Source organism: Pseudomonas sp. Seg1, assembly GCF_018326005.1.
Classification (GTDB): domain Bacteria; phylum Pseudomonadota; class Gammaproteobacteria; order Pseudomonadales; family Pseudomonadaceae; genus Aquipseudomonas.
Map to the genome: position 1 here is coordinate 3,174,663 of NZ_AP021903.1, position 19,656 is coordinate 3,194,318.

The window sequence follows — 19,656 nt, forward strand, 5'->3', positions numbered from 1 at the left end:
CGTGGACAACACGGGAGCAGCCGCTTACGGCAAGGCGTAAGCCATCACGTAGTCGCCGCGATCGGTCGACTGACGCGCGCCACCGGCGGTGATGACGATGTATTGTTTGCCGGTTTTCGGCGAAACGTAGGTCATCGGGCCGCCCTGGCTGCCCACTGGCAGGCGGGCTTTCCAGACTTCTTCACCGTTGCCGCTGTTGAAGGCGCGCAGGTAGAAGTCCTGAGTACCGGCGATGAAAATCAAGCCACCTTGGGTCGACAGGGTGCCGCCGAGGGTCGGCAGGCCGATCTTGATTGGCAAGTGCATGCGGATGCCCAGCGGACCGGTGTCTTCGACGGTGCCAACCGGAACCTGCCAGGCGACTTTCTGGGTTTTCATGTCGATGGCGGTCAGAGTGCCGAACGGCGGTGCCTGGCAAGGAATGCCGGCGACCGACAGGAAGCGGTTCTTGTTCACCGCATACGGCGTGCCTTTCAGCGGCACAGCGCCCATGCCGGTGTTCAGCGCTTCGCCACCGGAAGCCGCCTGCGCCTTGTTCTGCGACGGGATCATCTGAATCCACAAGCCCAGACGCATGTCGTTGACGAAGATGAAACCGTGCACCGGGTCAGTGGAGATACTGCCCCAGTTCATGCCGCCCAACGAGCCCGGAAAGCTCAGAGATTTGTCGGTGCCCGGCGCGGTGTACAAGCCGTCGTAGCGCATGCCTTTGAAGTCGATGCGGCAGAGCAATTGATCGTAAGGGGTCGCGCCCCACATGTCCGATTCGGTCAGGTGCTGAGCACCGATCTGCGGCATGCCCACCGATTTTGGCTGGGTTGGCGAGTAAGGCTCGTTCGGAATGTTCGCCGCTTTGACCGGCACTTCTTTGACGTCGGTCAGCGGTTTGCCGGTGGCACGGTCGAGCACGTAGATCTGCCCGGCCTTGGTACCGATCACCAGCGCCGGTACGGATTTACCGTCCTTGGTGAAGTCGATCAGGCTTGGCTGCATCGGCAGGTCAAAGTCCCACAGATCGTTGTGCACGGTCTGGAACACCCACTTTTCTTCGCCGCTATTGGCGTCCAGCGCGAGGATCGAAGCGCCGTAGGTGTGATCGAGTTTGCTGCGCTCGACACCGTAGATGTCGGTGGAGGAACTGCCCATCGGCAGGAACACGGTGTTGGTCGCCGCGTCGTAGGACATCGGCGCCCAGCTGTTTGGCGTGCTGCGCACATAGGTGCTGCCGTCGGCCGGTGCCTTTTTATCCTGCGGATTGCCCGGGTCGAAAGCCCAACGCATGGCGCCGGTCATCACGTCGAAACCACGGATCACGCCGCCCGGCATGTCGGTCTGCACGTTGTCGGCGACGCGACCGCCAACCACCACGGTGGTGCCGGCCATCAGCGGGGCGGAGGACAATTGGTAGTAGCTGTCCGGGACATCACCCAGACCGGCCTTCAGATCGACCTGACCGTTGTTGCCAAAACCCTGGCAGAACTCGCCGGTGTCAGCATCGACCGCGATCAGACGGGCGTCGATGGTGTTGGTCAGCAAGCGGCGCTGGCAGTTGGCAGCGGGGGCGGGTGCCGCCTCGGGAGTGACTGGCGAGCTGCTCGGTTTGGCGACGGCGGCAGTGGCGTCGAAATACGCCATGCCACGGCAACGCTGCCAGACTTTCGACTGGGCGTTGATGGCGTTTTTCCAGAGTTCCTTGCCGGTGTCGGCATCCAGCGCGATCAGGTTGTTATGCGGGGTGCAGATGAACACCTTGTTGCCGACCTGCAGCGGGGTGAGTTGGTCTTCGGCACCGTTGCCATCGCTCAGGGCGACATCACCAGTGTGGTAAGTCCACGCCACTTTCAATTTGTCGACGTTGTTACGGTTGATCTGATCCAGCGCAGCGAAGCGGCTGCCGCCCTCGGTATTACCGTAGTGCGCCCAGTCTTTCTGCGCCTTGTCCGGCTCGACCGGGGTCAGGCCCGGGCCAGTGCCAGTGGCAACGACAGTCGGGTGCGCAACGAACATGTTGCCGGCCGCGACAGCCACACCGATGGCGAGTACAGCGGCCAGCGCATAAGCGCCGCGCCCTGGAACACCGCCGTTGGCACGTTTGAGCAGTGGATACACCAGCGCCACGACCACGCCGATGGCGCTGAACATGAACAGACGCGAGAACACCGGCCAGAACACCAGCCCGGCATCGCTCACCGCCCAGATCGCTGTTCCGACCAGGAACGCCGCAAACAACCACGCGCCGGCCGGTTTGAAGCGGGCGATCAGCAGGCCGGAAACAGCCATCACCAGGCCACCCAACAGGAAGTACCACGAGCCTCCCAGGCTGACCAATTTCACGCCACCAGCAGCGAGTGCCAGACCGAGCAGGGCGATGACCACGCCCAGCCCGACCAGAATGAATTTTGATATGCCCGAGAGGCGTTGACTCTGCTTCACGTTGAATGTCCCGTTGAAATGAGGCGTGCATTATATAGATAGGTAACTACCTAGTTAAATCACTATTTCTGAGGGAAGCGTAGTTCGCTGCTCAAACCCGTGCCAACAGGGGAAGCGGTGCAATGGCTATAGCTCGACGCAATTATCCAAAGGTCGTGGAAAGCGCTGTTTATGTCAGAAGGTCTGGTACTTATGACAGCTCTAAAATTTCTCCAATAATTCGGCGATTAACCGACATACGGCAGGAGTCAGAGCTTTCCCTCCACACAATCAGACATATGCATATGCCCTTTTAGTCTTTGATTCCCGACCGGTTTCCCGCTCAACTGGCGCCTTTTTGATAGGGAGCTATTGATGTCCGAGCGCTGCGAGGTAGTCGTTCTGGGGCTGGGTGCCATGGGCGCCGCGACGGTGTATCAGTTGGCGAAAGCAGGCGTGAATGTTGTCGGCATCGACCGCCATCATCCTCCGCACAACCTTGGATCGAGCCATGGCGATACGCGTATCACTCGATTGTCGGTGGGTGAGGGCGCGCAATATGTGCCGATCGTGCGCAACTCCCATCGCATCTGGCGCGAACTGGAGGCGCTGACGGGCGAGTCGCTGTTCGAACAGTCCGGGCTGTTGGTGCTGACGTCGAGCCCCGAGTTCGATCCCGATGACAAAACCGACTTCACCTTGCGCACCATCGGTCTGGCGCAGACCTATGGCATTGAGCACGAAGTCCTGAGCGCCGCGCAGATTCGCCAGCGTTTTGCGCAATTCGCCAACGTGCACGACACGGCCATCGGCTACTTCGAGCCGGGCGGCGGTTTCGTCCGCCCGGAACGCTGCATCGACGTACAGCTCAGACTCGCCGAGCAGCATGGGGCGATTCTGCACAAAGGTGAAACGGTCACCGATATCAGCTCTGACGAGCAGGGCGTCACCGTCACGACAGACCGTCGCACGCTGTCTGCCAACAAACTGGTGATCAGCGCGGGCAACTGGAGTGGCGAGCTACTCGGCAAACCGTTCGAAAACCTGCTCAGCGTCTACCGGCAGAAATTGTTCTGGTTCGAGCTGGAAGAAAACGCCGAACTGGTCGGCCATTCTCCGACCTTTATCCTCACCCACGGTCGCGGCGACGATAAAGTCAATTACGGCTTTCCCGCGTTGCCCGGCGAAGGCAGTCTGAAAATCGCCACGGCGCAATACCACACCGCGACGTTGCCGCAAGACATCGACCGCACCGTCTCGGCGGCCGAAGAGCAGGCGATGTACGAGCATCAGGTGCGCGGCCGAATCGCTGGCGTGACTTCGACGGTGCTCAAGTCTGCGGTCTGCGCCTACACAGTGACGCCGGACCGCCATTTCATCATCGACGAACATCCGTCCCTGCAGCACACCTTGTTCGTGTCAGCCTGTTCCGGCCACGGTTTCAAGCACTCCGCCGCACTCGGTGAGGCATTTGCGCAGTGGTGCATGCGTGGCTCGACCGACCTGGATCTGTCCTCTTTCTCCCTGAAACGCTTCGAAGGAAAACTATCGTGAAACGCGCCGCTTTTTCCGTTGCACTGCTGCTCGCCGCCATGGGCTCGGCCTCTGCCGAAACCCTGAAAATCGCCGTGGTGCCGGTGCCGCATGCCGAAATTCTCGAGTTCCTCAAACCTGAGCTGGCGAAAGAGGGCGTGACGCTGGACGTCAAAGTGTTCTCTGACTACATCCAGCCGGACCGGCAGACCGACGAAGGTCTGCTCGACGCCAACTACTTCCAGAGCAAGCCTTACTACGACGCTTACAAAAAGGATCGGCCAAGCAGCGATCAGGTGCCGATCGTGGCGGTGCACATCGAACCGTTCGGTGCCTACTCGAAGAAGATCAAATTCATCAGCGAGCTCAAGGATGGTGCGACCATTGCCATCCCCAACGACCCGACCAACTCCGGCCGCGCGCTGCTGCTGATCGCCAGGCAAGGACTGATCACCCTCAAGGATCCGGACAACATCATGGCGACCCGCCTGGACATCGTCAGCAACCCCAAACACCTGAAGTTTCAGGAACTGGAAGCCGCGATGCTGCCGCGAGTGCTGAACCAGGTTGACCTGGCACTGATCAACGCCAATTACGCGCTGGAGGCGAAACTGGAGCCGCACAAGGATGCTCTGTTTATCGAAAGCTCGGAGTCACCGTATGCCAATTACCTCTACGTGCGCCGCGACAAGGCCAACGCCCCGGCGGTGCAAAAGCTCGGTGCCTTGCTCAATTCGCCACAAGTGAAGCAATTTATTCTTGAGCGCTATCACGGCGACGTTGTGCCGGCGTTCTGATTCAGTCGGGAACCGTCGCAGAGGTTGGCGGTTCCCTTGATCGACCCACAATGCCTATCCCGCAGCAAAATAATTTGAACCGCCCCCCAGCGCGCTCACCCTAATGATCAGCTTGTGGTCAATTGCACAGGCGTTGTGCCAATACCGGCATACTCCGAGAGGTGATCAGCGTGGCTAAAGACGAAAAGAAAGGCAAAGGTGAAGCTTCGAAAGCCAGCAAGGATTTGAAGGACAAAAAGTCATCACCTGAAAAGAAATCCGCAGCGGCCTCGGCGCTTTCAAAATCTTCCAACAAGAAAGACAAGAAAAAAGACGCCGAACCGAAGAAGTCTGCAAAGAAAGCTGACAGCAAGCCAGACAAGGCCAAGGACTCGAAAAAGGCTGAAAAGCCTGCGAAAAAGAAAAAGTGATATCCGCTGTCTGCCAGGGCTTTACGCCCTGGCTGACTTGACCGTGTTGCTAGGCAGTCGGGATTGATCGTCCGCTAGTGCACTTTCAAAGCCAACACTTTTGTTCCCGCGCAAGCTCTGACGTAATCTCTTGCGAATCAGGCGCCCACCCGCTCAGGCACGCTTTGGCAGTTTCCAGTTCGGGCGAATGAAATGGCAGGTGTAGCCATTGGGGATGCGCTCCAGATAATCCTGATGCTCTGGTTCCGCTTCCCAGAAAGGTCCCGCCGGTTCGATTTCGGTGACCACCCGACCTGGCCACAATTTTGACGCGTCAACGTCGGCGGCGGTGTCTTCGGCGATGTCGCGTTGCTGTTCGCTCAGGTAGTAGATCGCCGAACGGTAGCTGGGGCCGAGGTCGTTGCCCTGGCGGTTGGGCGTGCTCGGGTCGTGAATCTGGAAGAAGAATTCGAGAATCTGCCGATAGCTGATCACGGCAGGGTCGAACTCGATTTCGATGGCCTCGGCGTGATTGCCATGGTTGCGGTAAGTGGCGTTAGGCACATCGCCGCCGGTGTAACCGACGCGCGTGTGTAGCACGCCGGGGTAGCGCCGCAGCAGATCCTGCATGCCCCAGAAGCAGCCGCCGGCAAGAATGGCAGTTTCGGTTGGTGCGGTCATGGTGTGTCCTTCCTCTCGGGGGGAACATTGGGTATAGCCATGGTTATGAGGGCATGCTGAGCAATTCCAACACCGCACCGCGTAAATAGTCAGCGAGCGTGACGATTGGTCGGTCGCTCGAGTCCCAAATGCTCGCGCAGGGTCGAGCCGCTGTATTCGTGGCGGAACAGTCCGCGCTGTTGCAGCAACGGCACCACACCCTCGACGAAGTCATCCAGCCCCTCAGGCAGGAACGGCGGCATGATGTTGAAACCGTCGGCGGCCTGTTCGACGAACCATTGCTCCAGGGTATCGGCCACGGTTTTCGGCGTACCGATCACGGTGTGGTGTCCGCGTGCCCCGGCGACTTTCAAATACAGCTGACGAATGCTCAGGTTCTCCCGACGGGCCAGATCGATGAACAGGGCCTGACGGCTTTGCATCGAGTTGCTCAGTGGCAGTTCCGGCAAGGGACCGTCGAGATCGTATTCGGAAAGGTCGAAGCCACCGGCCATGCCCGCGAGCATCGCGAGCCCGACCCGGGGTTCGACCAGGTCTTGCAGTTGCTGGTATTTGTCTTCCGCTTCGCTCTGTGTGCGGCCGATCACTGGCGAAATCCCCGGCATGATTTTCAACTGATCGGGCCGGCGCTGATGTCCGGCACGGCGATACGGATTTCCTTGACCGTATCCGCCAGCGTCAGACTGGACACCAGCACTGCGGCCAGGGTCAGCGCAATTTTCGGAAGGGAGATTCTGCTTGGCGAAGTCGTTCGGTTCACACGGATGCTCCTGCAAATTCCAGCGGGGTACTGGATCGAAGGCGCACTTATAACGATGTAGAAATGAGGAAATAAAATACTAAAAAAAAAGCTGTTTATACGTTTGTGGCATATGTGCGGCGGACGAAGGCTGGGCGCGCAATTCTTTTAAGGCATAAAAATTATGTCCCGCTCCGAGGTCGGGTTTGCCGGACATTGAAGTGAATTGCCGGATGGTCCCATCAATATCCTCGTTAATGGATCTTTCCTTGGCACCCGGCCTGTTTAGACTCGCGACATGCTCATTGACCCCCTTGGAATAGACTCCATGTCCGCAAGCGTTTTCGACTGCCAACCCACATTGTGTGGCCCCACGCTGAGGCTTCAACCGTTGGCCGAAAATGACCTTGAAGGCTTGTATCAGGCAGCGAGTGATCCGCTGGTCTGGGCTGGCCATCCCGCCACCGATCGCTATAAGCGTGGGGTATTCGAAAGCTATTTTTCCTCGCTATTGGCGACGAAAACGGCGCTCACCGTAATCGATACAAAATCGGGAAAAATCGTCGGTACGTCGAGCTATTACGCGCCACCCGATCGGCCCGAGGGTATTGCTATCGGATACACCTTTCTGGTGCGGGAAAAATGGGGCGGCACCAGTAATCACGAGCTGAAGCGGCTGATGCTGGAACACGCATTCAAGACGCATGACACCGTGTACCTGCACATCGCGCCCACCAACGTTCGATCACAAAAAGCCACGTTGAAGCTGGGCGCCGTGCACCTGTACGACGCCGAACTGACCATGGGCAATGTGTGCAAACCCTGCAAGTGCTACGGACTGAGCCGCGCGCAATGGGCCGAGGCGCAGCGTACCGGTTAAGCGTTCTCTACTTGCCTGCGCACATCACCCAAAGAATCACGCTGCATCGATTGCAGGTTTTTCTCGATGGTTTCGCACAGGGCTTCCATCTGGATCTGGTGTTCGCTGTGGCGAAACGGGCTTTGCAGATCGGTGCCGATGCGTTCGATGGCCAGCAGCATGAAACCCACCACGGTCGAGGCCAGCGGGGTGAACCAGCCCAGTGATTCCACCAACCCCACGGGCACGATCAGGCAAAACAGCGAGATAAACAGACGCGGAAAATACACGTAAGGGTAGGGCAGTGGAGTGTTGGCGATCCGCTCCATGCCGCCCTGACTGTTGGACAAATCCACCAGCGTCGACTCCAGCCGCGCCAGGCGAATGCTGTCCAGGCGCCCGGCCTTGTATTCCCGGGCGAGCAGGGTCGCGGAACCGGTGAGTATGTCGTTGGCAAAGTTGTTGGTGGTGCCACTGCGGGCGAATTCATCGGCGGGAATAAACGCCCGCACTTCCTCCGGACAAGGCTGGCCCCGCAGATGTGCCGCAAGGCAATTGACATACGCCACGTGGCGGCGCAGCAATGTCGACTTGACCGGATTCACCTCGCTGCCGGGGTCATCCAGCAGCGTCAGGACCTGACGGGCGAAGCTGCGAGAACTGTTGATCATCATGCCCCACAGCGTCCGCGCCTCCCACCAACGGTTGTAGGCGCTGCTGTTGCGAAAACTGATCAGCACCACCAGCGCCGAACCGAGCAAGGTCAGCGGCATCAGCGGCAGGTTGATCTTGGCGTTGAGAAACAGCATGAAGTCCACGGTGACGGCAATGTCCCAGAGCAACAGCCAGAACAGCGACCAGCCCACGTAGCCCATGGTCTTGATGATCAGACGGTATTTTTTGACGATGGCAGCTTTCAAACGGAAACCTCGTGGCGAGCGGTAAGCATTGATGCCTTAGCTCGGACGGTGGTTTCTGGGTAAAGGTTCGGTGGCTGATGTCGGCCCGCTTGGGAAACAACTGGCTGAAGGCCCCCAGCTCACGTTCTGCTCCTCTGTATCCCGCGCGACGCGCATGCATGCGGCTTTTGCCAGATAAGTGAAACAACTTGTTGCCTGTTTCGCCTGGATTTGAAGAAGCTGTTGGGAGATTGACACGGTCAATCTGCGTAGCCAGCGGCATAAGCGGGATCCAGGCCACGCGCTGAGAGGCTTCGTTGGAAAACGTGTCTGATCATGATGAAACTGGGAAGGAAGTGTTGGCGATGGCAGGGGTGAGCTCATTGAATGGCAGAAATGAGGTTAGAGTGTTCATCAATGTCTCAATCGTTGCGTGAACAATGAATCCTCCGCTGTTTGTTTCTCTGGATGGGCCCAAGGGCACCGGCAAAACCACGCTGTTGGAGGCCGTTACGGCAGGACTGCGGGCTGACAACCACAAAGTCATCCGACTTTGCGAGAGGAAAAGCGATCCTTACCGGGGCGAAACCATGGCTCTGGTTAACGAACTCGCCAGAAATCCTTCGCGGGATCTGGAGTGGGCGGTGTGTCAGCGTTTCGCTGATAGCCGTCGCTGGATCTCCCGGCATGTGATGCCTGAACAGCCGTTGGGCAGCATTATCCTGATTGATCGCTGGTATCCGTCGGACGCCGCGTTCCGCCATACCGTGCCGTTTGCCGAGATTCTCAAGTTGAACATTGAGCGGGAGGTGCGTGTGCCGGATCTGCATGTCGGGGTTGTCACCGCACCGGATATTTCATGGGCAAGAGCAACGACACGCTCGCGGGGACTGGGCGGCACTGTGATCCGCAAGCACGCGGAGCATGTAGCGTGTACCGAGATGTTCGAGCAAGCGGTTGCCGATCACGGCTGGGTTTTATGCCGTAACGAAGGGACAGTCGAAGCGGCATCGATGCAGGTGATGAACGAGATTTATAAAGTGCTTAGGTGACTTCCAGGCGCATTCAGCGCTTGCCGCTCTTCGGTCGGCTCATCAAGGGGCGCCATGCTCATTTGATCCTGATAACGACCTTGCCTTTGGCGCGTCCCTGCTCGACGTACTTCAGTGCCTCTGCCGTTGATGCAAAGCTGAAGGCGCGGTCAATCACCGGTTTGATGATGCCGGCCTCAACCAGCGCGGTGATTTGTTGCAGTTGGATGCCATTGGCCCGCATGAATACGAACGCGTAGCTGACGTCCTGCTTGCGTGCCTTGCGCCGAATGCCAAGGCTCAGCAGGCGCATGACTTGCTGCAAAGGCCAGGACAGCCCTTGCTCCTGCGCGAACGCTGCCGTGGGCGGCCCTGAGATGGAAATGAGCTGGCCACCGGGCTTGAGCACCTTGAGTGACGTCTCCAGGACATCGGCACCGAGGCTGTTTAACACCACGTCGTAGCCGTGCAAGACGCTGGCGAAGTCTTGCTTGGTGTAGTCGATGACCAGATCGGCACCCAGTGCCGTCACCCATTCGACATTTGCGGTGCTGGTGGTGGCGGCGACATAGGCACCGAGGTGTTTGGCGAGCTGGATGGCGATGCTGCCGACACCGCCGGAGCCCGCATGGATCAGCACTTTCTGGTCTTTCTTCAGGCGAGCGGTCTCGACAAGCACTTGCCAGGCGGTCAGTGCGACCAAGGGCAGGGACGCGGCTTGTGCCATGTTGACGTTGCCGGGTTTCAGGGCGATGGCGTTTTCATGCACCGCGATCAATTCGGCAAACGTGCCGATCCGCGCTTCTGGCGGGCGTGCGTACACCTCGTCTCCCGGTTTGAAGCGTTTCACCTGCGAACCGACCTCCACCACGACGCCCGCGAGGTCATTGCCCAGTACCAATGGAAACGAATAGGGCAGGATCAGTTTGAATTCGCCTTTTCTGATCTTGGAGTCCAGCACATTGACGCTGCTGGCCTGTACCTCGATCAGCACGTCGTGGGCCCCCACTGCGGGGGCAGGAACCTCGCCGATGCGCCCGGTGTGCTTGCCATAGCGATCGATCAAAAATGCTTTCATCGTGACGCAGCTCTTGTCAGTTGTAAGGAGGGGCACCGTTGCCTGACGGCGCTGAATAGCAGGACGGATTCGATGCACGGCCTTGCGCCTGCATCGAATCCGGTGCCGATACTTGCCAGCAAAAAATCACTGTGGCGTCTGGTAGCGCTCGGCAACCGCAGACTGGCGGATCTGCCCGATCAGCCCCTGACGTGCGCCCTGCAGGACATCCCAGCGCTCCGCTTCGTGCAGCGGCGGGATGGTTACCGGTTCGCGGCGATCGAAACCGACCAGCGCGGCATCGACCAGATCGTCGACTTCCATGATTTCGCTCAACGTGTTGATGTCGATGCCGGAGCGATCCCAGATCTCGGTGCGGGTGGCGGCGGGCAGCACGGCCTGTACGTAGACGCCCCGAGGCGAGAGTTCCAGGCTCAGTCCTTGGGACAGGAACAGCACGAATGCCTTGGTCGCGCCGTAGACCGTCATGCCTAACTCTGGCGCCAGGCCGACCACCGAACCGATGTTGATGATCGCGCCGTCACCGGCCTTGGCCAGACGTGGAGCGATGGCGCTGGCCAGACGCACCAGCGCCGTGGTGTTGAGGGCGACCAGTTGCGCAATGCTGTCGGTGCTTTGCTCGACAAAATTGCCGGACAATCCCGCGCCGGCATTATTGACGAGGATGCCAATGCGCTCGTCGTCGCGCAGGCGGCTCTCCACGGTGCGTAGATCGCCAAGTTGGGTCAAGTCCGCCGGGATGACATCGACGGCGACGTCGTATCCGCTACGCAAGCGCGCCGCCAGTGCGTCCAGGCGCGCCTGATCACGGGCGACCAGCACCAGATCGTGGCCGCGTTGCGCGAAGCGCTCGGCGTAGATGGCGCCAATGCCGGTGGAGGCACCAGTGATCAAAACAGTAGGGCGAGTTGTCATGGGTATCTCTCTCAGATGAAGCACGGTGTGTGTGCAATTAGGATGATGATCGAAATCTAAACTGTCAACGGTTTTGATTATGGTCGGCATCTATGTATGATTGGACGCAGGATTTCCCGGTAAACACGAGGTATTGCACGTGAGAGTGACCAAGGCCCAGGCGCAGGCCAACCGAGAACACATCGTTGAAACGGCTTCAACGCTGTTCCGAGAGCGCGGCTTTGATGGCGTCGGTGTGGCGGATCTCATGGCGGCCGCCGGTTTCACCCATGGCGGTTTCTATAAACACTTCGGGTCGAAGGCCGACCTTATGGCCGAAGCCTCGGCGTGCAGTCTGGGCAAATCGCTGACAGGCGCACAGGCGCTGGATGTTCCCGGCTTCATCAACGTCTACGTGAACAGAGAACATCGCGACGGACGTAGCGAGGGTTGCACCATGGCCGCGCTGGGCGGCGACGCCGCGCGTCAGTCGGACGATGTGAAAGCGACGTTTGCCGAGGGTATTGAACACATCGTGCAAACTTTGGGAGAGAGATACCCGACTGGGCCGGACGCGGATGCGGGGGCGGGGCGCAAGAAGATGATCGACCTGCTGTCGCGTGCCGTCGGCGCGATTATCCTGTCGCGTGCCTGCCCGGATGACTCTGCACTGGCGGACGAAATCCTTGAGGTGTGCCGCGCTGAGATGTTGGCGTCGTTGCCGACCGATAACGTCGATGTGCAATAGAAGCGCGGCTCACTCCGCCAGCGCTTTGGCCCTGGCAATTGAAAACGCTTGCGGCAGGCGGGCGCCATTCTTCGCTGCAAGAATCTCGGCCATCACGCTGACGGCGATTTCCGCAGGCGTCTTGCTGCCAATGTAGAGGCCGATTGGCCCGTGCAGGCGCTCAAGCGAGGCCTCGGTCTCGCCAAAATGCTCGATCAGGCGTTCGCGGCGCAGTTGGCTGTTGCGCCGTGAGCCGATGGCACCGATGTAGAACGCCGGGCTGTGCAGCGCTTCAAGCAAGGCCAGATCATCGAGTTTGGGGTCATGACTCAAGGCGACGATGCAGGTGCGCAGATCCACCGCGAAGTCGCGCACCACATCATCCGGCATGCCGACGATGCACTCCACACCGTCTACCGCCCAGGTCTCGATGTATTCGGGACGCGGGTCGCACACCGCCACCTTGAACCCGTTGAATAACGCCATGGTCGCCAGATACTCGGCCAGCGCGCCGCCACCGATCATCAGCATCCGATAGCCCGGCCCCAAGGTATTGAGCATTTGCGCGCCATCGAAGCTGAACTGTTCTGGCGTCGCAGTCGGTTCGAGCATGACCTGACCGGACTCCAGCGTCAGGCAACGACGAACCAGTTGCCCGGCGTCCAGTTGCGTCAGCAACTCATCAAGAGACTGCCACGCCGGGTTGAACTCAAGGATCAGTTCAAGCGTGCCGCCACAGGGCAAACCGAAGCGATGCGCCTCATCGGCGCTGACGCCATAGCGCACCATTTCTGGCGCGCTGTCACTAAAAGCGCTGCCGCCATGAGCCGTGGTGTAGCGATGGATCAGATCGTCCTCAATGCAGCCGCCGGACACGCTGCCCACCACGCGACCGTCGTCACGCAAGGCCATCATCGAACCTGTCGGCCGTGGTGATGAACCCCAAGTGCGCGCCACGGTGGCTAGCAGTACACGCTCGCCGGCAGCGAGCCAGTCCCGCGCCGTGCGCAGGACCAGCAAGTCGATGCTTTCCATCAGAAACTCCTCTTAGCGCATCTGCAGAATGATCGGGCTACTGCTGGCCGGATCGGTGCGTTCACGTAACTCTCCAACCGTCTGCGTATCGACAGCACTGCCCTGATTGCCCCAGGTGCTGCGCATGAAGGTCAGTACTTCGGCGATCTGCTGATCCGACAACTGTTCACGGAAGGCTGGCATGCGATAGGCGTCGGGCACGCCGGCCGCGACCACTCGTTGAGAGCCATTCAGGGTGATGTTGATCGCCGAGGCACTTTCCTTGGCCAGCGCCGAGGTGGCGCCCGCCAGCGGCGGCATCCATTCGGACTGGCCCTTGCCGTCCAGACCATGGCACGAAGCGCAGCGCGTTACGTAGGTATGAGCACCGGGCGAGTCCAGTCGTTCCGCTGCCGAAACCGCTTGATACTGCCAAGGCGCGCCATCTCGTTCGCGATCGCCGGGAAGCGACTTCAGGTAGTGGGCAATCGCGGCCAAGTCATCATCGCTCATGAACTGCGTGGAGTTGTTGAACGCTTCGGTCATCGAGCCGTAGACCACTGCATGTTTATTGCGACCGGTCTTGAGGAACTGCACGACCTCCGGCTCGCTCCAGCGGCCCAGCCCGGTGTTGTGATCGTCACGCAAGCTCGGCGCATACCAGCCATCGAGCAAGGCCCCGGCGAGGTACGGTTTACCGGATTCATCCAGTGCCTTCTCGTTGAACGCCAGACCACGCGGCGTATGGCAACTGCCACAGTGTCCGGCGCCCTGAACGAGGTAAGCGCCACGGTTCCATCGTTCATCCTGCGACGGTTTGGCCACGTAAGACTCGGCGTCGACAAACACGCCGTTCCACAGTGCAATCGGCCAGCGCAGGTTCAGCGGAAACGGAATCGAACTCGGGACATTCGCCTGTTTGACCGGCGCCACGCCCTTCATGAAGAACGCATACAGCGCACGCACGTCATCGTCACTGAGCTTGGCGTAGGACGGGTAGGGCATCGCCGGGTATAACCGGCGACCGTCGGGTGCCACGCCGTGGCGCACCGCTCGGTCGAAGTCCGCGAGGCTGTAGTGGCCAATCCCGGTTTCCGTGTCCGGGGTGATATTGGTCGCATGGATCGCGCCCAGCGGCGTGGCCATTTCCAGTCCTCCGGCGAACGGCGCACCGCCCGGCACGCTGTGACAGGCCACGCAATCGCTGAGCCGGGCGACGTATTCGCCACGCGCTACCAGCGCCGGGTCGATGTCGGCCACGGCGATCTGATGGTTTTCCAGGCGCGAGACAGGCTCGCGGGTGACATACCAGGCCAGCAGGCCTGCCGCGACCAGGCACGGCACTGCCAGCCAGCTTACGGTTCTTGCGAATCGGCTGTTATTCATGGACGCTCCGGCGCTGATCAACTGAAGGTGTGTCGGCTCATGGGCAGGCTGCGCACCCGCTGACCGGTTAGCGTCGCCACCGCGTTGGCGACGGCGGGGGCGACCGCTGGCAACGGCGGTTCACCGATGCCACCCATTTTTTCCCCGCTCTCGACCACACGCACGTGTACCCGTGCCATCCGCGCAGGCGGCAGGATCGGATACAAGTCGTAGTTGCGCGCCCGCGGTTTGCCATCCACCCACACGGCTTCTTCCACCAGGGTTTGCGACAGTCCCAGCGCCACGGCGCCATTGACCTGAGCCTCGACAATCGCCGGGTTGACGATGCTGCCCGGGTCAATCGCTTGCCAGATGTCATGCACCTTGACCTGGCCGTTTTCGATGGACACCTCGGCGATTACCGCAGTCTCTGTACCGAACGGCGAAGCCATGGCCACGCCGCGCGCACGTCGGCTGCCATCCTCGGCGGTAAACGGACCGCGTTTCCAGCCGCCCGACAGTTCACCCACTGCTTGCAGCAAGGTGGTCAGCCGTTTGTTGTCACGCAGCAAATGCAGGCGCAGGTCGAACGGGTCTTTGCCGCCCTTGTCGGCCAGTTCATCAAGAAACGATTCATAGAAGAAGTCGTTAAGGGAATTGCCCACCGAACGCCAGTAGCCGAGCATGGCCGGGCCTTTGACGTAGATCTGCGCGATGCGCTTGTTGGGGATCGCATAAGACTTGCCCGACAAGCCTTCAAGCGCCGTCGGGTCGAGCTTTTCACCTTGCTTGCCGGCGAGGGCCTCGGTCGGACCTTCGGTGGCACTGATCGCTTCGATTGCCAGCGGCCAGCCGTCGTTGTCCAGCGCGGCACGGAAATTCACCGCTGCAACCGGGCGGAGCACATCACGCAGGAACTCTTCCTCGCGACTCCAGATGAGTTTGACCGGGCGGCCAACCGCTTTCGCCAGCGCGATCGCCTGAGGGTAGGGACTGGCCGAATCGTAGAGGAAATGCCGACCGAAGAATCCACCCAGCAGCGGTGAATGCAAGATGATGCGCGACGGATCGAGGCCCGTGCGTTTGGCGACGTCGGCGCGGAACATGTCCGGCGCCTGATTCGGCAGCCAGACTTCCAGCGAACCGTCCGGATTGAATCGGGCAAGGGCTGAAGGCGGCTCCAGTTGGCCGTGGTTCAGGTATTGGTTGTGGTAAGTGGCGTCGATCCGGGTCTTGGTCTCTTTGAGAATCGCAGCCACATCACCTTCATGTTCATCATCCTTGGCAGGGCCCTTATCTTCAGCGAGGCGCTTGAACCAAGCATCGCTGGAAAAGTCGGCGGGCATCGGCCGCACTTTGCTCTCGGCCGTTGGTTCTTGCCAGTCGACCTGAATCGCCTCGACCGCACGTTTGGCGTGCCACCAGCGCTCGGCGACAACCGCCACGGCGCCCGGCAGACGATGCACGGAATGCACGCCTTTCATTGCCTTGACCTGGTCTTCGTTGCGCAGGTTGCCGACAGTCATGCCCAGGCGCGGGGCATGTTGCACGGCGGCATGGAGCATGTCGTCGACTTTCAGATCGATGCTGTACAGCGCTTTGCCGGTGGACTTGTCGTAAGCATCGAGACGCTTCACCGGTTTGCCGATCCAGCGGAACTGACTCGGATCACGCAGTTGCACGGAGGCCGGATCGGGAACCGGCAGATCCATCGCGCGCTCGGCCAATTCACCGTAGGCCAGCGAGCGACCGGACTTGGTATGCACGACTTTGCCAGGCTCGGTGCTCAACTCGCTCACAGGCACCCCGAGTTGCTGCGCGCCCGCCTGCAGCAGCATGGCGCGGGCGAGGGCGCCGAGGCGGCGCATGACCGGGTAACTCAGGCGCACCGACATGCTGCCGCCGGTGATGCGCATGCCGTTTTCCAACACCACATAGGCTTCGCCGGGCGGGGCGGCCTCGACCAGAAAGGTCGACGGATCAGCATCTAGCTCTTCGCCGACAATCTGCGCCATCGCCGTAAACGTACCTTGTCCGCCCTCCATGAACGGGCAGAGCAGACGCACGCGGTTGTCCGGACGGATTTCGAGAAACGCCGGGACCTGCGTGCCGCGCTCGGCCGTCGTAGTTGCCGCAGCCGCTTGCACGCGTGTTGTACCGAGCGGCAGGCCGAAACCGAGGACCAGCGCGCCGACGGCAGTCCCGGTCAGAAAACGCCTGCGGGATACATTGATCGGTTCGTGCAGATCCAGTACCGAGGCTTGCATTGAAGGGTCGATGCGAACGGTCATCAGGCGTCTCCTTTGCCGGCAAGCTCATGCACGGCGGCATGAATGGCGTTGTAAGTCCCGCAGCGGCACAGATTGACCATCGCCGCGTCGATCTGCGCATCACTCGGCGTGGGGTTCTGCTTGAGCAACGCGGTGGCGGCCATCACCTGCCCGGACTGGCAGTAACCGCACTGTGCGACCTGCAGATCGACCCAGGTCGAGACCACCCGTTTGCCCACTTCATCGCTTTCGATGGCCTCAATCGTCGTGACCTCGCGACCTACCACACCGGCCACCGGCGTAACGCACGAGCGCACCACATTGCCGTCCACCAGCACCGAGCAGGCGCCGCATTGCGCCAGTCCGCAGCCGTACTTGGTTCCGGTCATGCCCAGATCATCGCGGATCACCCACAGCAAGGGTGTATCGGCGTCGGCATCGACCTGATAGGTCTTCTGGTTGATTCGTAGTTCCATGGTTCACCCGCTTGATCATCGGTTGACGTGCATTGTTATTGGCGGCGACACGCGGCGAGGCGCATCACCGGTTTTCGTTCATTTCGCTACTGTGCCGAGCGCTTCTGCCTCAAATGGCTGCCCGCGCAGGAGAGCGATGTCACGACTCGGCGCGGTGCCGAACAGCCGGGCATATTCGCGGCTGAACTGCGAAGGACTTTCATAGCCGACCGCAAACGCCGCCCGTGAAACGTCGAGGCGCTCGACCAGCATCAGACGGCGGGCCTCATTCAGTCGCAGCCATTTCTGGTACTGCAGCGGGCTCATGCCGGTGAGCTGGCGGAAATGATGGTGAAAGGTCGGCGCGCTCATCTGCACCCGCGCGGCCAGATCGTCGATGCGCAGGGCATCGGTGTAATTGACCTTGAGCCAGTCAATCGCCTTGGCGATGCGGTAACCCTGACCATCGACGGCAGTGATCTGCCGCAGCCGCGCACCTTGGTCGGTGTGCAGCAACCGATAGTGGATTTCGCGCAGAATCAGCGGCGCCAGCACCGGGATCGCTTCGGGTTCATCGAGCAATGCCAGCAGGCGATCGAGCGCGCCCTCCAGCGCAGAGGACAGGCTGCCAATCGCGGCGCCCGTGCCCGTTGCTGGCTGCCGCTTGGCCGGCAAGCCACTCTTGGTGATGACTTCGGCGAGCATGCCGACATCCAGTTTCAGCACCAGGCCGACACAGGGCTGCTCGGGACTGGCAAGCATCACTTCGGAGTTGGCGGGCAGGTCCAGCGACGTCACCAGAAACCGCGAAGGGTCATAGCTGTAACCCTCACCACCGACCCACAAACGCTTTTCGCCGCGACCGACGAGAATCAGGCTCGGTTCGATCATGCACACCACGGGCGGCGCCGGTTGGTCGCGACGAAACAGCGATAACCCGGGTATGGCCGTGGCGAAGTCACCCGGTACGCTCACGCGCGGATCGATGTGCAACGCCAGAGGCGATTCCTGGGGCAGAGGGGTAGGGATCATGTCGGGTCACTCCTGTTGACCGAACTCTAATCCGCGCGCGAGACGTTTCCTATCCATCACCCTGCATCGCCAGAGGATCAGGCAAGCATTCAAGAGGAATGCACTAGGGAAGGGCCGGATTGACCGGGAGAATGTGTCTATCTGTTACAGGGACAGTGCCCGCCAGGGCGATTGACTGCTTGCCCCTGCGCATCACATCCACAGGTTTTTCGCACCACAGGTAGTTCTCATGACGTTTCCTTCTACAGATCCTTCTAAAAGAACAGGCGGCTGGAGCGCCGTGCTGGCCATGTCGCTGGCCGCATTCGCCCTGGTCGCTTCAGAGTTCATGCCCGTCAGCTTGCTGACCCCCATCGCCGCAGACCTGCACATCACCGAAGGCCAGGCAGGCCAGGGGATTTCCGTGTCCGGTGCCTTTGCCTTGATCACCAGCCTGCTGATTGCGTCGGTCGCTGCTCGCGTCGAACGCAAAAAATTGCTGCTGGGCCTGACCTTGCTGATGATCGTCTCCGGTACGGTTGTCGCGGTCGCGCCGGGTTATCCGTCGTTCATGTTTGGACGCGCGTTGATCGGAATAGCGATTGGTGGTTTCTGGTCGCTGTCGGCGGCGACCGCTATGCGCCTGGTGAAGCCTGAACAGGTTTCCCGAGCGCTGGCCATCGTCAATGGCGGTAACGCGCTGGCCACGGTCATCGCCGCTCCGGCGGGCAGCTTTCTCGGCTCGCTGATCGGCTGGCGCGGGGCATTCTTCTGCGTCGTTCCGGTCGCCGTGCTGGCCGCCGTCTGGCTGCTGATCAGTCTTCCGTCGTTCAAGGTCGAGCGCCAGGCCGGTAGCGGCAATGTCCTGCGGCTGATGAAGCAATTGCCAGTCGCCTTGGGCATGGTCGCCGTCAGCGTGTTTTTCATGGGCCAGTTCATGCTGTTCACCTACCTGCGGCCCTTTCTTGAAGGCGTGACGGGCGTCAGTGTTTCAACGTTGTCCTTGATGCTGCTGGGGTTGGGACTGGCCGGTTTTATCGGCACCTTTCTGATCGAACGGTTTATGGGGCGCGGCCTCTACCGCACGTTGACCGTCATCCCGCTGATCATGGCGGCCATCGCGCTAGCGTTGGTCAGCTTCGGCCATTCACCGGTGCTGACTGCCGTGTTGCTCGGGCTCTGGGGACTGGTTGCTACCGCCGCGCCGGTCGGCTGGTGGACATGGCTGGCGCAAACGCTGCCGGATGATGCCGAAGCCGGAGGCGGCTTGCTCGTGGCCATTGTTCAACTGGCGATCGCGGGAGGGGCAATCATTGGCGGTCTGGCTTTTGATCTGAGTGGTTACAAAGCCACATTCGAGCTCAGTGCTGCGGTGTTGGTCGCCGCGTCTGTGCTGGCCTGGCTGGCGGGTCGCAATGCCACTGAAGTTCATCTTGTTGAGTCGGCAGCTCATTCGAGCGCTGTGTCCGGCGAAGCTGGTTCCCGATTTGTCTGATCAAGCA

The 19,656-nt window shown here is 60.4% G+C and carries 19 protein-coding genes; 7 read left to right on the forward strand and 12 right to left on the reverse strand.

All coding sequences use genetic code 11. From position 1 onward, the window contains the following. Positions 1–24 precede the first annotated feature (24 nt). Positions 25–2,433 (reverse strand): glucose/quinate/shikimate family membrane-bound PQQ-dependent dehydrogenase, encoded by a 2,409-nt coding sequence (locus KI231_RS14035; RefSeq protein WP_213028633.1) that lies wholly within the window; start codon positions 2,431–2,433, stop codon positions 25–27. A gap of 354 nt (positions 2,434–2,787) precedes the next feature. Here KI231_RS14035 and solA point away from each other — a divergent pair, with 354 nt between their 5' ends. From solA to KI231_RS14050, 3 genes are all read left to right on the forward strand, one after another. Beyond that, on the forward strand, positions 2,788–3,966 hold the full coding sequence (solA, locus tag KI231_RS14040) for an N-methyl-L-tryptophan oxidase (RefSeq protein WP_213028634.1): 1,179 nt from the start codon (positions 2,788–2,790) through the stop codon (positions 3,964–3,966). A 38-nt stretch (positions 3,967–4,004) separates the two neighbouring features. After that, the gene (locus tag KI231_RS14045) at positions 4,005–4,742 is read left to right on the forward strand and encodes a MetQ/NlpA family ABC transporter substrate-binding protein (RefSeq protein WP_249412157.1); all 738 of its coding nucleotides are present in this window, start codon (positions 4,005–4,007) and stop codon (positions 4,740–4,742) included. A gap of 161 nt (positions 4,743–4,903) precedes the next feature. Further along, a complete protein-coding gene (locus KI231_RS14050) occupies positions 4,904–5,152 on the forward strand; it encodes a hypothetical protein (protein WP_213028636.1) in 249 nt (82 codons plus the stop codon). Between the two features lie 153 nt (positions 5,153–5,305). Here KI231_RS14050 and msrA read toward each other — a convergent pair whose 3' ends face one another. The 3 genes from msrA to KI231_RS14065 all read right to left on the reverse strand — a co-directional run bounded on the left by msrA (position 5,306) and on the right by KI231_RS14065 (position 6,572). Then, positions 5,306–5,812, reverse strand: a complete 507-nt coding sequence (gene msrA / locus KI231_RS14055; RefSeq protein ID WP_103301952.1) for a peptide-methionine (S)-S-oxide reductase MsrA — start codon at positions 5,810–5,812, stop codon at positions 5,306–5,308. Positions 5,813–5,901: 89 nt separating this feature from the next. Next, positions 5,902–6,399, reverse strand: a complete 498-nt coding sequence (locus KI231_RS14060) for an LLM class oxidoreductase (RefSeq protein WP_249412131.1) — start codon at positions 6,397–6,399, stop codon at positions 5,902–5,904. 23 nt (positions 6,400–6,422) lie between these two features. Further along, positions 6,423–6,572 carry a hypothetical protein gene (locus KI231_RS14065; protein ID WP_177431335.1) on the reverse strand — a complete coding sequence of 50 codons (150 nt, stop codon included), beginning with the start codon at positions 6,570–6,572 and terminating at the stop codon, positions 6,423–6,425. Positions 6,573–6,849: 277 nt separating this feature from the next. Between KI231_RS14065 and KI231_RS14070 the strand changes: the two genes are divergently transcribed. Beyond that, positions 6,850–7,431 carry a GNAT family N-acetyltransferase gene (locus tag KI231_RS14070; protein WP_249412132.1) on the forward strand — a complete coding sequence of 194 codons (582 nt, stop codon included), beginning with the start codon at positions 6,850–6,852 and terminating at the stop codon, positions 7,429–7,431. Here KI231_RS14070 and KI231_RS14075 read toward each other — a convergent pair. Further along, positions 7,428–8,330 (reverse strand): bestrophin family protein, encoded by a 903-nt coding sequence (locus KI231_RS14075; protein ID WP_103301954.1) that lies wholly within the window; start codon positions 8,328–8,330, stop codon positions 7,428–7,430. The genes KI231_RS14070 and KI231_RS14075 overlap by 4 nt on opposite strands. A gap of 419 nt (positions 8,331–8,749) precedes the next feature. Between KI231_RS14075 and KI231_RS14080 the strand changes: the two genes are divergently transcribed. Continuing rightward, the gene (locus KI231_RS14080; RefSeq protein ID WP_213028637.1) at positions 8,750–9,361 is read left to right on the forward strand and encodes a dTMP kinase; all 612 of its coding nucleotides are present in this window, start codon (positions 8,750–8,752) and stop codon (positions 9,359–9,361) included. Between the two features lie 58 nt (positions 9,362–9,419). Here KI231_RS14080 and KI231_RS14085 read toward each other — a convergent pair whose 3' ends face one another. Then, positions 9,420–10,418, reverse strand: a complete 999-nt coding sequence (locus KI231_RS14085; RefSeq protein WP_213028789.1) for an NADP-dependent oxidoreductase — start codon at positions 10,416–10,418, stop codon at positions 9,420–9,422. A gap of 126 nt (positions 10,419–10,544) precedes the next feature. Continuing rightward, positions 10,545–11,333: an SDR family NAD(P)-dependent oxidoreductase gene (locus KI231_RS14090; RefSeq protein ID WP_213028638.1), complete on the reverse strand. Its 789-nt coding sequence runs from the start codon at positions 11,331–11,333 to the stop codon at positions 10,545–10,547. Positions 11,334–11,472: 139 nt separating this feature from the next. Here KI231_RS14090 and KI231_RS14095 point away from each other — a divergent pair, with 139 nt between their 5' ends. Beyond that, complete coding sequence (locus KI231_RS14095; RefSeq protein WP_213028639.1) at positions 11,473–12,060, forward strand: TetR/AcrR family transcriptional regulator; 588 nt, start codon at positions 11,473–11,475, stop codon at positions 12,058–12,060. A 9-nt stretch (positions 12,061–12,069) separates the two neighbouring features. Here KI231_RS14095 and KI231_RS14100 read toward each other — a convergent pair whose 3' ends face one another. The 5 genes from KI231_RS14100 to KI231_RS14120 all read right to left on the reverse strand — a co-directional run bounded on the left by KI231_RS14100 (position 12,070) and on the right by KI231_RS14120 (position 18,175). Beyond that, entirely contained in the window at positions 12,070–13,074 is a 1,005-nt protein-coding gene (locus tag KI231_RS14100; protein WP_213028640.1) for an XdhC family protein, read from the reverse strand. Positions 13,075–13,086: 12 nt separating this feature from the next. Beyond that, positions 13,087–14,439 carry a c-type cytochrome gene (locus tag KI231_RS14105; protein WP_213028641.1) on the reverse strand — a complete coding sequence of 451 codons (1,353 nt, stop codon included), beginning with the start codon at positions 14,437–14,439 and terminating at the stop codon, positions 13,087–13,089. Between the two features lie 17 nt (positions 14,440–14,456). Next, positions 14,457–16,709: a xanthine dehydrogenase family protein molybdopterin-binding subunit gene (locus KI231_RS14110; protein WP_213028642.1), complete on the reverse strand. Its 2,253-nt coding sequence runs from the start codon at positions 16,707–16,709 to the stop codon at positions 14,457–14,459. Next, positions 16,709–17,164, reverse strand: coding sequence for a (2Fe-2S)-binding protein (locus KI231_RS14115; protein WP_213028643.1), 456 nt, complete (start codon positions 17,162–17,164; stop codon positions 16,709–16,711). Before KI231_RS14115 ends, KI231_RS14110 begins: the two co-directional genes overlap by 1 nt. Positions 17,165–17,242: 78 nt before the next feature. Then, positions 17,243–18,175 (reverse strand): AraC family transcriptional regulator, encoded by a 933-nt coding sequence (locus tag KI231_RS14120; RefSeq protein WP_213028644.1) that lies wholly within the window; start codon positions 18,173–18,175, stop codon positions 17,243–17,245. Positions 18,176–18,404: 229 nt separating this feature from the next. Between KI231_RS14120 and KI231_RS14125 the strand changes: the two genes are divergently transcribed. Further along, positions 18,405–19,649 (forward strand): MFS transporter, encoded by a 1,245-nt coding sequence (locus tag KI231_RS14125; RefSeq protein ID WP_213028645.1) that lies wholly within the window; start codon positions 18,405–18,407, stop codon positions 19,647–19,649. The last annotated feature ends 7 nt before the right edge of the window (positions 19,650–19,656 follow it).

Coding starts and splice junctions, on each gene's coding strand:
- solA (WP_213028634.1), top strand. CDS start 2,788: ATGTCCGAGCGCTGCGAGGTAGTCGTTCTGGGGCTGGGTGCCATGGGC.
- KI231_RS14045 (WP_249412157.1), top strand. CDS start 4,005: ATGGGCTCGGCCTCTGCCGAAACCCTGAAAATCGCCGTGGTGCCGGTG.
- msrA (WP_103301952.1), bottom strand. CDS start 5,812: ATGACCGCACCAACCGAAACTGCCATTCTTGCCGGCGGCTGCTTCTGG.
- KI231_RS14070 (WP_249412132.1), top strand. CDS start 6,850: ATGCTCATTGACCCCCTTGGAATAGACTCCATGTCCGCAAGCGTTTTC.
- KI231_RS14080 (WP_213028637.1), top strand. CDS start 8,750: ATGAATCCTCCGCTGTTTGTTTCTCTGGATGGGCCCAAGGGCACCGGC.
- KI231_RS14085 (WP_213028789.1), bottom strand. CDS start 10,418: ATGAAAGCATTTTTGATCGATCGCTATGGCAAGCACACCGGGCGCATC.
- KI231_RS14090 (WP_213028638.1), bottom strand. CDS start 11,333: ATGACAACTCGCCCTACTGTTTTGATCACTGGTGCCTCCACCGGCATT.
- KI231_RS14100 (WP_213028640.1), bottom strand. CDS start 13,074: ATGGAAAGCATCGACTTGCTGGTCCTGCGCACGGCGCGGGACTGGCTC.
- KI231_RS14105 (WP_213028641.1), bottom strand. CDS start 14,439: ATGAATAACAGCCGATTCGCAAGAACCGTAAGCTGGCTGGCAGTGCCG.
- KI231_RS14110 (WP_213028642.1), bottom strand. CDS start 16,709: ATGACCGTTCGCATCGACCCTTCAATGCAAGCCTCGGTACTGGATCTG.
- KI231_RS14115 (WP_213028643.1), bottom strand. CDS start 17,164: ATGGAACTACGAATCAACCAGAAGACCTATCAGGTCGATGCCGACGCC.
- KI231_RS14120 (WP_213028644.1), bottom strand. CDS start 18,175: ATGATCCCTACCCCTCTGCCCCAGGAATCGCCTCTGGCGTTGCACATC.
- KI231_RS14125 (WP_213028645.1), top strand. CDS start 18,405: ATGACGTTTCCTTCTACAGATCCTTCTAAAAGAACAGGCGGCTGGAGC.